Origin of the sequence: Metabacillus halosaccharovorans, from assembly GCF_002019635.1 — a bacterium.
GTDB classification, from domain to species: domain Bacteria; phylum Bacillota; class Bacilli; order Bacillales; family Bacillaceae; genus Metabacillus; species Metabacillus halosaccharovorans.
Genome location: NZ_KV917372.1, coordinates 155,648 through 167,828, shown reverse-complemented (window position 1 = coordinate 167,828; position 12,181 = coordinate 155,648). Strand labels below are relative to the sequence as shown.

The following is a 12,181-nucleotide window of genomic DNA, read 5'->3' as shown; positions in this document are numbered from 1 at the left end:
GTTCCTCCTAATCTCCACATGGTGCCGGCTCGACTTCAATTTTGGAGCTCATATCCTGATAGTTAAAATACTGAATTCTTTTCACACGTTTAAAATATTTAAAAAGGCGTTCATTTGGATGTGCATTTTGTTTGTATTCTTCTATCAATTTCGTTAATAATGGCAGCAGTTGATCTGGCTCAATTCCTTCTGCTACTGGCTGTGCAGCATGTGCTGTTCGGCCAACCGGCTTAGCGCCAATAAATAAATCAAATTTCTTCTTGCGGTAAACAATCCCGATATCATCGAATACAGCCCGATAACAGGCCATCCCACAACCGTTGAAACCAATATGTAATTCTTTTGGAAGCTTCAATCCTCCCAGTTTCGATGATATTTCTTCTGCATATGGAATAGATTCAGCTTTTTCACCGTAGCAAAAATCACAAGCTTTTAGATTTAAAACATCTCCGACAGGCATGACAAGTAAATCATTTTGTTCAAGTTTTTTCACAATCGATTCGGGCTTATCTGTTGGAACTTTTAGTAAAAAACGATGATCTGGTGTATATTCCATGGTGCCTGTCTCGCCAATGGTTTCTGCCAATACGCTCATTTGCTTTGGGGTAATAAATTTATTGGCAACACCAGGTGAAACAGCGAATTCAAATATATCTTCGATCGTCTGCTGAACTAATTGCGGCGGTTCTATTTCCGATTTTGACACCAATGATAAAGCCTTTAAGGCTAAATCTAATGAGCTAACTTCTTGTTTTTTCCTTTCAATTTGTTCATAACCACCTTGCGCTTCCCCTGTTTCTTGATTTAATGCCCATGGCTCGGCTTCCTTTTTCAAACGCTGATGCGGTTTTAAACTTTGCTTTTCCTCCCCTAACGTATATTTACGCTGATAACCTCTAGGGGTAATGATTTTATTGTCATAAAAGAAAGTAGAACAGTTCCCAATTATTACCGTTGTCAGCATTCCGATATCATGTTCCAGCATTTCATCCAGGGTTGTCAGCACAACATTTTGATTTTCACGATAGGCACTTTTCACAAGCCCTACAGGTGTTTCTGGAGAACGATATTTTAATAGAATATGTTGTGCCTCTACTATTTGGCGTGTCCGTCGACCGCTTTTCGGATTATATAAAGCTATAACAAAATCCGCCATCGCAGCTGCTTCAATTCGCTTTTCTATTACAGTCCAAGGTGTTAAATGATCACTTAGACTGATCGTGCATGAGTCATGCATGACGGGCGCACCTAATAAACTCGCACAAGAATTAATGGCGGAAATTCCCGGAACAATTTCTATCTCAATTCCTTCTTTTTCAGTCCAGCCCTTCTCAATCAGCACTTCATACACTAATCCAGCCATACCATAAACACCTGAATCTCCACTGGAAATGACTGAGACAATTTGCCCTGCTTCCGCTTTCTTTACTGCATCCTGTGCACGTGACACTTCTTCTGTCATACCTGTACTTACAATGGATTTTGCTGTTACCAGATGTTCAATTAACTCTACGTATGTTTTATAGCCGATGATACAGTCACTTTGCTGCAACGCAACTACAGCTCGATTTGTAATATGATCACGATCACCAGGACCAAAGCCAACAACAAAAATTTTCCCCTTATTCATAGACTTACCTCCAAATAAAAAATGCCTGCACTCCTTTTAAAAGGAATACAGGCATGTGAAATAGCAATATAAAAAAAGCATACTAAAAACACAAAAACAATAGGTAACATTGTCCCGCCTATACTTCTCCCTCCGAAAAGCAAGTGTCGTTTAAATAAGCAGGTTTCCTGACTTAAGCTTCTTTTTACTCTTACACCTTCCCGATATCTCAGTGGTATTGTAATTTCATCAGCTCTTACAGTTGCGGGGGCAGTACCAGACTTTCACTAGTTTCCCTTTTACCTCACATTTGTGAGCACTTATTTAAATTCATTATTAAATTTTTTATTAATATAACATACAATCTCGTAAGTTAATATACTATTTTTTGTAAATATAATAAAAGCTTATGTAGAAAATACCTTTTTAAGTTGATATCATGCTTCATTATATTGGCTCATGGTATCAAAAAGTAATTGTGAATATGGGTGCTTTAGCTGCCCGCGTTCCCAATGTGTAATAGTCTCTACGATTTCCCCTTGATGCATTACTTCTATACGTTTACATAGTTGTTTAGTGGACTGTAAATCATGGGTGATAAATAGATAACTTGTTCCGTTTTGTAGTTGAAACAATCTCAAAATTTCTAGAATTGACTCTTGAGAAGGACGATCTAAGCTAGCGATAGATTCATCCAAAATAATGAGTTTTGGCTTAACGGCTAAAGCTTTTGCTATACATATACGTTGTTTTTGCCCACCACTTAATTGATTAGGAAAATACTTCAAAAATGACGAGTCCAAGCCAACTACATCCAATAGTTTCTTACATTCTTCATACCAATTCTTTTTTTCTGGAAAAAAATTACGAATAGGCTCTGAGAGGATCTCTTCAATACGCATTTTAGGATGCAATGACGATGAAGAATCTTGCAATACCATTTGTATATTTTTATAGAATGTACTAAATTTTAATTGTTTTGAGTCAATGCTATGTCCATTCCATAAAATTTGCCCGGAAGTTTGTTTCTCCATTCGCATTATTAATTTTGCAATGGTACTTTTTCCGCTTCCACTCTCACCTACAAGCGCTACGCTTTCACCTTTTGAAATGGTTAAGTTAACATTGTTAATGGCCATTTTTTTCTTACTTTTCCCTCTTCGAAATCGAATAGGATACACTTTTGTCACTTGTTTTAATTCTAACATTATGATGAAAGTACCCCTCCTTCATTCATATGAATGACACGATCCGCATACTTTTTTATACTGTTTTCATCATGTGAAATGAGAAGTACCGTTAATCCTAGATTACGTTGTAACTGTTTTAATAACCTTAATACTTTTTCACGATTTACTATATCAAGTGCAGTTGTTGGTTCATCAGCAATTAATATTTTCGGCTTTAAACTTACGATCATCGCCAATAATACTCGCTGCCTCATTCCACCGCTTAACTCAAATGGATATGAACGAAGAATTAGTTCGGGTTCGGAAAAACCAACTTGAGTGAGCAAATGATGTAATTGTTGTTCAACTTCTTGATTTGTACCTAGCTTTCTCTGTCGTATTGTCTCTAACATCTGCTTTTTTACTAGTCTAATCGGGTCTAATCCGTCTAATGAATGTTGAATCATCATGGCAATACTATCTTTTCTTAAATTTTCAAATTGCTGCTCACTAAATTCAACAATATTTTTCCCTTCAAACATAATTTGTCCTTTGGTTACACTTAACCCTTTGTCTAGCAATCCAACTAATGCATTCGAAACGATACTTTTACCTGCACCACTTTTACCAGTCATTGCAACAATTTCTCCTGGATATAACATGAAAGATACATCTTGAATAATCACTTTTTGCTGCTGTCTATGTTTATATGTAACTTCTATATTCTCAACCTTTAATAATGGGCTTCCTTCCTCCATTTTATACCTCCTTCCCTACAGTCCTATTCATTATCCCTATTTTTTCACTAACTAACTGACATGCGAGGACAAATAAAACAATAGATAAACCCGGGAAGAACATAACATGTGGAGAAGTCTGGAAATAATTAATTGCATCATTTAGCATTGCACCCCAATCAGGTGTGGGGGGCTGAGTGCCTAATCCCAAAAAAGAAAGACCGGCAATATTCAAAACAATCTTACCCATATCTAAAGCACTAAAAACCATGATAGGCATCCCTATTTGAGGAAGTATGTAACGTTTTAATATACGAAAATGAGTATTTCCAGCCATTCTTGCTGAGAGAATATAATTTTCTTGAGATATTTTCACAACCAGACTCCGAATGAAGCGAACATAACTTGCCCAACGAACGACTACAATGGCGAACAGCATATTTACTAACCCAGGACCTAATAAACCTACAATCGCAATCGTTAGCACAATATCCGGAATGGCTAAAGTGCTATCGATGATCCTCATGATAAAATGATCTGTACGTCCTCTTACATAACCTGTGAATAACGCAATTGGAACACTAATTAACATAGTAAAGAACATGATGATCAAAGCAGATGTAATACTTATTCGAACACCAAAAATAATACGAGATAAGATACAACGCCCCAGATGATCTGTTCCAAATGGATAACCCCAACTTGAAGACTGTAATCTAGCAGCCAAATTTATGGCTATCGGATCATGAGGTGCAATCCATGGTGCAAAAAATCCTACCAAACAAAAACAAACTAGGATACCACACCCTGCAAGCAAACCTATATTTACTTGCTTGAATCTCTTCCACATCATCTGCATCCTCCTATTGAACTTTTAAACGCGGATCAATGAGTAAATAGATAAAATCTACTAGTATATGAATGACGACAAATATGATAGCTGCAAAAACAACGTAACCTTGAATAACAGGATAATCTCGCATATTAATAGATTCTATGACATATCGACCTAAACCCGGCCATGAAAAAATTGTTTCTACAATGATACTTCCGCCTAACATATATGCAAAGCTTGTACCAATCATCGTTACAATTGGTAATAGCGCATGCTTTAATACTTGAAAGATTAAAACCCTGTTTTTTGATATTCCTCTTGCTCTAGATGCCTTAACAAATGGTTGCTGCAACATTTCCAGCATCTGCATGCGCAAAACCCGCGCATATACTGTCCCAAGGCTTAAACCTAATGTTGTCGCTGGTAAAATTAAATGTTCCCAATTATTTCTTCCCATTGATGGTAACCATCCAAAATGAACCGAGAAAAGATACATAAATAGGAATCCTAACCAAAATGTAGGTATTGCTGAACCTAAGAGTGCTAAAACACGGCCTATTTTATCCACTACTCCATTTTCATAAACAGCCGTAGAGATTCCTAAAACCAAGGTTACTAATAGCATAATGACAAGCCCTGCAAATGCAAGCTCTAACGTAGCTGGTAACCTTGCAAACAACTCACTTATGACCGGTTTTTCTGAAACAAATGACTCGCCCCATTGCCCAGTAAATATTTGCTGTAACCATTCAATATATTGAATGCCTATTGAATTTGTTAGGCCTAATTCACTCTTTAGTGCATAAATAGCTTCATCAGAAGCAGGAACACCATTGGCTTTTAACATAATCGTTGCTGGATCTCCAGGAGAAATTCTAACCAATAAAAATGATAGCGTCGCAACACAAAAAATAACAAGAACTAATTGAGTAATATGTTGTAGTAGAAATTTTTGCATCATATACGATTATTCTTTGTCAACATTAGCATTATTGTAATAATACTCAATTGAAAATGCCTCAAAGCCTTTCAATTTTTTGTTCACTGCAAATACAGTATTTGGATATACAATATATGAATGGGGTACTTCCTTTCCGATTTCCTCTTGAATTTGGATTGCTAAAGCATTACTTTTTTCTGTATCAGTTGTTTGGTGTAATTCATTGATCATTTTATCAACTTGTTGTGAGGCAAAATGGTTTTTGTTTGACGAACTATCCGATTTATAGAAAACCTCTAAGAAAAAATTTGGACTACCCGTATGAGCTGTAAGCATACTATACATTGCTAAATCCCATTCTTCCTTATCCAGTGTTTCATCAATATTTTCTACTTGGCGAATGTTTATTTTCATCCCTTGTTCAAGTAATTTGCTTTGGATAACCTCTGCCATAACAGTTAGCTCAGGGCGTTGTGGGAATGATAAGAGAGTGGCTTCAAAAACTTTTCCGTTTTTTTCCCACAACCCATCTTTGCCTTTTGTCCAACCATCTTGGTGCATGAACTGTTCAACAGAAACGTCCTCCTGTGTTTCATTTAATTGTCCAAATGGTAATACTGATGAAAATGGACCAACTGCTTCAGTTCCTTGACCTTTCATAACAGCTTCCACAATGTCTTGGCGTGGAATTAATGAATCGACAGCTTTTCGAATAGCTAGTTGCTTAAATATTGGAGATTCCAAGTTGTACATCATTAAGTGTGTACGTAATGATTTAGCTGTTAAAACCTCAAATTTTTCATTTTTTTCTAAAACTTCAATATTGTCAACTGAAATATCGGTTGCACCATCTACATCTCCAGATTGTAAAGCCATTAAACGCGTATTACCGTCAGCAATAAATTTAATCGTTACTTCAGCTAGTTTTGCTTTTTCACCCCAATAATCTTCAAAACGATTTACAATTAGAGATTCGTCTTGGTTGAATTGTTTAATCATATATACACCTGTAAACGCAGGATAGCTATCCACTTTATCTAGAGAATCTACATCCACGACAATCGTACCTGGGGCTGCTAAATTTGAGATTAGAGCTGCATTGATTTCTGTTGTTTCAATTTTCAACTCTGCTTCAGATACAACTTCCATTGATTCAATTTTTAATAAATCTTTTGTTCCTTGATTTTTTTCAATGGCACGTTGTAAAGAATTCTTTACAGCCTTTGCATCCATTACTTTTCCGTTATGAAATGTTACATTTTCTTGCAAATGGAACAACCAAGTACGATCGTCTGCTTGCTCCCATGATTTTGCCAACCATGGTATTGGTGTTAAATCTTCATCTAATTTAATTAATGTTTCCGCAGTTCCTGATCGCATTACCTCCCAACTATCTTCACTATGTGGATCTAAGCTTGATGGACTCCAAGTAAACGCTAAGCTAGCTGTCTTTTCACCCACTTCTTTATTTTCATTAGCTACTTGTTTTTCCTCTTTAGCAGAGCAACCTACTAATGCAATTATGAATAATGCCATAAAAAACCATGTAGCCAAACTTTTGTAGCTTTTCTTCAATTGTTCTCCTCCTAAAAATAAATAGTTTACAACGGGCTGTTTACTTTTGTGCACGTAGGTTAAATAAACCAAAATAAAAAGCACTTCTGACTTAAGAGGTCAGAAATGCCTTAGAAAGATACACAGGTTGTGTCTATAAATCCACAAAATTTAATAAGCAAAACTAGCCACCTCCCTAATCTCCCGTAGGTCTATCAGTGTTGTTCGTATAGGCAGGTCTCCTGACTTATCTTCTACACTACTTGCGCCTTCCCGCTTTTTTCATAAAAAGCAGTGACATTATGCAAGTTGCTCTAAAATTACAGTGGCGGGAACCGTGTCGGATTTTCACCAAACTTCCCTTTTAAGCTATCTATCTTTAAGAAGGATAGCACCTATAGAAAAAATTATGAAGTTTTTTACATAATACCATACAATAATGAAATATTGGCGAAAAATTAAGACTTATGTTAATTGCAAAAAATATTTAGAGGGTTACAACTAATATTTAACCTTACACTCTTAACCTCTATACTTCAATTCATAAAAGGGACAAACGATATTTCCCGTTTTTTATTAATATATCTGAGACTAATAATATAATAGAAGCACCCTTAATTTCTCCTTCTAACTTCTGGATAAATGTCAAATATGAACACATCTTTCGGAAAATTTGCTGATACATACGAAGTAGTATTCTGCAAAATCAACTGATTACCTTCTCTTTGGTTACATTTTATCTAATAAGCGTCTTTACGATCAATCTGTTACGAAATAGTTTCATCTTCATGGATTCTTTTCTCTAAGAAATCTTTCTTTTTTAAGATAATAATAGAAAGTAATAAAAACCCATTACAAGCTAATACACCAACTAGACATTTAATTAAAAAAGCTGTGTCAGGTGCATAATAGTTAATGGTATGCCAAGGTGCACCAAATATATAGGTTAACGCGGGGATTAAAGCAATTGAACATATAATGGACGTTAATCCAACGACAATCCACAATTTATTTCGTACGGTGCTTTTCCTCTTTAAGACAAATAGATTCCATACAGACAACAACGCAAGTAAGATCGTCACAAATAATGTCATCCATTGCATTTGATGAGTTACCTTTGGACTTTCAGGTAACTTACCGTTTTCAATAATTGCTTTAATACCTTCTTTCATATAAGTTGTTTGTAGCACTTCAGAAATATTATTTTTATTCGTCAGCAATATGAAACCATAATTTTTTTCAGAGTTAACCAATAGTTCAGATCGTGAATCAGGTGTTTCTCCTCCATGGAAGAAATAAGAATCATTTTCTTTTGTAGAAATTCTCCAGCCTAATCCATAATACATATCTTCTTTTCTTGAAACTTGGGGGGAAATGTACGTTTCAAAGTGTTGTTTAGATAATAAGCCTTCTCCCTTTATTAGAAATTGTATATATTTAGACATATCATTGGATGTAGAAGAAATATATCCATATGGAGCCCCACTATCATCATATATGTTCTCACTTTGTATAGGCTTTCCAAACCATGATTGAAATCCTGGTTGATATCCTAGTTCAGAGGCACTTTTATAATTCGAGACAGTCTGGTTCATACCCAGCTTGGAGAATAGTTCGTCATTCAAAAACTCAGTAAAAGATTGGTTTGAGACATTTTCAATAATCTTTCCTAAAAGTAAGTAGTTTGCTGCACTGTATTGGTGCACTTCACCTGGCTCATGGTTGAGTTCTACGTTATTAAGCTTTTGAACTGCATCATTTATGGCGTCTTTTCCTCTTAGGTTTAACTCAGCTATTTTTAAGCCTTCATAAGAGCTAATACCACTTGTATGTGATAAAAGATGGCGAATTGTGATTTTATGTTCATGACCATTTCGATTGTATGTAAATGATGGTATATACGTATCAATTGCCTGATCAAGGTCGATAATATTCTGCTGAACTAACATCATAATTCCAAGGCTTGTTAAAGGTTTACTAACAGAACCTAATGTAAACAACGTATCATTTGTTACAGGAGAACCATTGCTTTGAACACCCCAATTCTCTTGAAAAACTAAATCTCCATCTTTAATAATGACAAGTGATGCACCTGGAATGTTGTATTCTTCGATAGCATTGTCCATAAATTCTTTTATGAGTTCTCCCTGATTGTTACTCATGGCGATTGCAGAGATAGGGCTAACGAACAATGTAAACAACATTATAGATAGAAATACTTTTTTCATTTTTCAACACACCTTTTTCACATGTAGTTTGTAAAGAATACATTTTAATTGGTCAACCAACCAATTTGTCCGTTAATAAAAAATCTATTCATTCAAATAGATTTCGACCAATTTCCCTAACACTTCATATGCTTCATCTATATTAAAATCTTTATCTAACATTTTCTGCAATGCGAGACCATCGAAACACGCTAACAAAATACTGGCTATTCCTTCAATATTTTTTTCCGCTTCACTAAGTTTCTGTAAAGGTTTACTTAAGCTTTCTCTTCCATTGCTTAAAATTGAAGCTACTTCTTTTTGAATATCCTTATTCTTTAAGCCTAAAGAATATAATTCATAACGCATTCTGTACCATTCAGGATCCTCTTCTGACCTTGATTTTATCTCGTGTAATGTGTCAAATGGAGATACATCATTCACATCTTTCCCTGTGTACTTGTTATGATATCCCTCTTGAACATAATTCTGAACGGAAAATAACAATTCTTCTTTATTTTTAAAATAATAGTGAATGAGTCCAGGTGTTACATCAGCTTCTTTTGCAATATCCTTTATTGATGCATTATTATAACCCTTATTGGCGAAAACCTTATAAGAAGCATCTATTATACGTTGTTTCTTATCTTCCTTTCCCATATTCCACCTCCATAATTTGGTTAACCAACCAAATTATAAAACCTAGTTACTCTTTAGTCAAACTTTTTGAAAAACAACAAGTAACACCAAACCAAATTCTCTCAATTTCAAGTGATTCATCACTCATATCTTCAGACTGAGTATCATTGATATTAACCTTTAAATATCCAGCTACTTCATCATTAAAATAAAAAAAAAGAATGGTGAATTCATATTTGATAACTCTTTTTCTAGTTGATGTAAGTTAAATCCCCTTTCCAAAAAAGCATTCATATTTTCTGTTGAATTATGATTCTTAATTGTCTCATTAAATGGTACATAACTAATTTCTTGAAGCATGCTCAGATTCTCAATGGTGCATTTCTTTATAGTTATTGTCATTAGTCGCCCCCCTTAAATAATCAATAATTTCTCTTGTTTCCTTTCTTAACAAATTCCCAATCGACTTCTACATTTTCCTTACTCTTTGGAGTAAATGATAAATGGTCTCCACTTCATTATCAGTAACTCCCTCTAAAGCCACATTATTGGAATGTTCATTTTCTCTTTTTATGAATCATACCAATTTCCCGTAAAATTTCTCTCATGATTACCTCCATACATTCATTTTTGTTGCATTTACAATAAAAATGTTTTAAATTAAATGTAGTTTATTTTTTGTTGTATTTGCAACAAAATAACTATATTAATCTAAAAGGACTGAAAAAAAATGTTTGTAAAAAGAGTTATATTTAATGAAGATTTAAAGGCAGTATTTACTATTCGGAAACAAGTATTTGTCGAGGAACAATGCGTACCACTAGAAGATGAATTTGATCAATTTGATACATTGAATGGACTTTGTGAGCACATTTTAGTTCATTACAATGATCAGCCAGTCGGAACGGGAAGAATAAGAGTTGTCGATGGTGCAGGAAAATTAGAAAGAATATGTATCCTAAAGCCGTACCGTAAATTTGGGCTAGGTAAAATTATTATTAAAGCATTGGAAGAAATTGCGGAAGAAAAAGGAGTATTGCAGGTTAAATTACACGGACAAACACAGGCAGAGGGTTTTTATAAAAAACTTGGCTATCAAACCACATCTCCCATATTTATGGAAGATGGAATTCCACACATTTTAATGCTAAAAGAACGATCTACTAGAGAGATTGGTTTACACTATTTATATCCGACTAGATTATTTATTATTTTAAAATTGCTTTCATTTTCTTCCGCAAAATAGAAATCACCAATAATAATACTGGAAGAAGAAACCCAATCGTTAAAGCAAATGCCACCCATACCCTATTGTTAAATTCAGCTTCGTAAATTGTATTAGGATACATAAAGAGTGAATGAGTAACTAAGAGCAGTCCAAACGGAAATAAAAAAGGCCGATAATCGGTTAAACCTAAAATTTGAGCTGTACCTATAATACTTGCATAAAAATATAGGATTATTTTGAAGAAAAGGGTTATAAACCATATGATTGCAACAATAACTTCGATTCTTTCCAAAAAATCAGCCAAACTGATTTTCTTTGCTAACACATAACTTGGAAATGCAACACGTGAAGTTGTATCAGCACCTAATACACCAATACTAGTTAATGTAATAACTGTAATAACTATTCCGCCAAGGATATTACCAGTTACGAAATTCCTGCAAACCTTTTTTTGGGTATGTAATAATGGTATCAGCATAGTAAACACTACACAAGGCATCCCAGCAATGCTGGCATATACAATGGCACCATGAAAAACTGTTTTTAAATCCGCCTCAAAAATAGGCTGGAATTTTGTCATCTCTATCTGAGGAATAACAGCGATAACAAGGAGGAGTAATAATAGAACGATCCAGGGAAAAAATATTTCCACAGTTCTGGCTATTACTTCTATTCCTAGTCTCAATCCATACAAAATCACAAGTGCAAACACAATATTAAATATTTCAATTGGAGTTTCAGGCATTATTTGAGTAACCATAAAATTTCCCATATCAAATAATAAACTCGATGCACCAACAAAAGAAAAATACACAAATGAAACAGCAATTATTTTACCTAGCCATTTCCCCAATATTATTTCACAGTACTCAGCAAAATTGTAACTCGGATATTGTCTAGCTAAAATACTAAATAAAATAACGATAATCATTGATATTCCTATTCCGAACAGTGATGCTATCCACGCATCCTGTTTAGCTATACTGGCTAGTCCAGAAGGGGTAAGGAGAATAGAGCTGCCTATCGTAAAAATAACCACTAATAATCCGAATTGAAGTGGTGAGATTTTTATGTTTTCTATCAAAAATGATTCCACCTTTTTTCAAGCTATGTAGACACCTCCTATTCTTTCCGCGAATTTTACATTTTAGTCTAAAAATAAAGGGCAATAAGCCTCTAATTGGTATTTTAGTTTTATCCACTCGTCTTTTTTTAAAGTTTTAAAGCATAAAAAATCACTATTCCTATGCATGTCATTTACCA

The 12,181-nt window shown here is 34.6% G+C and carries 10 protein-coding genes, 2 pseudogenes and 2 riboswitches; of the genes and pseudogenes, 1 reads left to right on the top strand and 11 read right to left on the bottom strand.

The window, feature by feature from the left end; all coding sequences use genetic code 11:
• Window positions 1-7: 7 nt before the first annotated feature.
• The 10 genes and pseudogenes from cobJ to BK577_RS26415 form a co-directional block, all read right to left on the bottom strand.
• Window positions 8-1,630, bottom strand: coding sequence for a precorrin-3B C(17)-methyltransferase (gene cobJ, locus BK577_RS15255; protein ID WP_078433745.1), 1,623 nt, complete (start codon window positions 1,628-1,630; stop codon window positions 8-10).
• 140 nt (window positions 1,631-1,770) lie between these two features.
• Window positions 1,771-1,948, bottom strand: a riboswitch (cobalamin riboswitch).
• Between the two features lie 98 nt (window positions 1,949-2,046).
• Complete coding sequence (locus tag BK577_RS15250) at window positions 2,047-2,817, bottom strand: ABC transporter ATP-binding protein (RefSeq protein WP_342743302.1); 771 nt, start codon at window positions 2,815-2,817, stop codon at window positions 2,047-2,049.
• Window positions 2,817-3,536, bottom strand: a complete 720-nt coding sequence (locus BK577_RS15245) for an ATP-binding cassette domain-containing protein (protein WP_078433743.1) — start codon at window positions 3,534-3,536, stop codon at window positions 2,817-2,819. The genes BK577_RS15250 and BK577_RS15245 overlap by 1 nt, the downstream gene beginning before the upstream one ends.
• A gap of 1 nt (window position 3,537) precedes the next feature.
• Entirely contained in the window at window positions 3,538-4,365 is an 828-nt protein-coding gene (locus BK577_RS15240) for an ABC transporter permease (RefSeq protein ID WP_169908298.1), read from the bottom strand.
• Window positions 4,366-4,378: 13 nt separating this feature from the next.
• Complete coding sequence (gene nikB / locus BK577_RS15235) at window positions 4,379-5,311, bottom strand: nickel ABC transporter permease (protein WP_245823523.1); 933 nt, start codon at window positions 5,309-5,311, stop codon at window positions 4,379-4,381.
• A gap of 6 nt (window positions 5,312-5,317) precedes the next feature.
• Window positions 5,318-6,865 carry an ABC transporter substrate-binding protein gene (locus BK577_RS15230; RefSeq protein WP_245823522.1) on the bottom strand — a complete coding sequence of 516 codons (1,548 nt, stop codon included), beginning with the start codon at window positions 6,863-6,865 and terminating at the stop codon, window positions 5,318-5,320.
• A 194-nt stretch (window positions 6,866-7,059) separates the two neighbouring features.
• Window positions 7,060-7,258, bottom strand: a riboswitch (cobalamin riboswitch).
• Between the two features lie 353 nt (window positions 7,259-7,611).
• Entirely contained in the window at window positions 7,612-9,072 is a 1,461-nt protein-coding gene (locus BK577_RS15225; RefSeq protein ID WP_078433741.1) for a serine hydrolase domain-containing protein, read from the bottom strand.
• 84 nt (window positions 9,073-9,156) lie between these two features.
• Window positions 9,157-9,711 carry a TetR/AcrR family transcriptional regulator gene (locus BK577_RS15220; protein WP_078433740.1) on the bottom strand — a complete coding sequence of 185 codons (555 nt, stop codon included), beginning with the start codon at window positions 9,709-9,711 and terminating at the stop codon, window positions 9,157-9,159.
• A gap of 91 nt (window positions 9,712-9,802) precedes the next feature.
• Window positions 9,803-10,092, bottom strand: a pseudogene (locus BK577_RS15215) (GNAT family N-acetyltransferase); the annotation flags it as partial.
• A 20-nt stretch (window positions 10,093-10,112) separates the two neighbouring features.
• Window positions 10,113-10,267: pseudogene (locus tag BK577_RS26415) on the bottom strand (MarR family transcriptional regulator); the annotation flags it as partial.
• Window positions 10,268-10,420: 153 nt separating this feature from the next.
• Here BK577_RS26415 and BK577_RS15210 point away from each other — a divergent pair.
• Window positions 10,421-10,936: a GNAT family N-acetyltransferase gene (locus tag BK577_RS15210; RefSeq protein ID WP_078433738.1), complete on the top strand. Its 516-nt coding sequence runs from the start codon at window positions 10,421-10,423 to the stop codon at window positions 10,934-10,936.
• Here the strand turns inward: BK577_RS15210 and BK577_RS15205 are convergent.
• Window positions 10,899-12,002 carry a GerAB/ArcD/ProY family transporter gene (locus BK577_RS15205; RefSeq protein ID WP_169908296.1) on the bottom strand — a complete coding sequence of 368 codons (1,104 nt, stop codon included), beginning with the start codon at window positions 12,000-12,002 and terminating at the stop codon, window positions 10,899-10,901. The genes BK577_RS15210 and BK577_RS15205 overlap by 38 nt on opposite strands.
• Window positions 12,003-12,181: the final 179 nt, after the last annotated feature.

What these genes read in the sequence shown, in the direction of transcription:
- nikB (WP_245823523.1), bottom strand. Translation starts at nt 5,311, where the DNA reads ATGATGCAAAAATTTCTACTACAACATATTACTCAATTAGTTCTTGTT.
- cobJ (WP_078433745.1), bottom strand. Translation starts at nt 1,630, where the DNA reads ATGAATAAGGGGAAAATTTTTGTTGTTGGCTTTGGTCCTGGTGATCGT.
- BK577_RS15240 (WP_169908298.1), bottom strand. Translation starts at nt 4,365, where the DNA reads ATGTGGAAGAGATTCAAGCAAGTAAATATAGGTTTGCTTGCAGGGTGT.
- BK577_RS15220 (WP_078433740.1), bottom strand. Translation starts at nt 9,711, where the DNA reads ATGGGAAAGGAAGATAAGAAACAACGTATAATAGATGCTTCTTATAAG.
- BK577_RS15245 (WP_078433743.1), bottom strand. Translation starts at nt 3,536, where the DNA reads ATGGAGGAAGGAAGCCCATTATTAAAGGTTGAGAATATAGAAGTTACA.
- BK577_RS15225 (WP_078433741.1), bottom strand. Translation starts at nt 9,072, where the DNA reads ATGAAAAAAGTATTTCTATCTATAATGTTGTTTACATTGTTCGTTAGC.
- BK577_RS15250 (WP_342743302.1), bottom strand. Translation starts at nt 2,817, where the DNA reads ATGTTAGAATTAAAACAAGTGACAAAAGTGTATCCTATTCGATTTCGA.
- BK577_RS15210 (WP_078433738.1), top strand. Translation starts at nt 10,421, where the DNA reads ATGTTTGTAAAAAGAGTTATATTTAATGAAGATTTAAAGGCAGTATTT.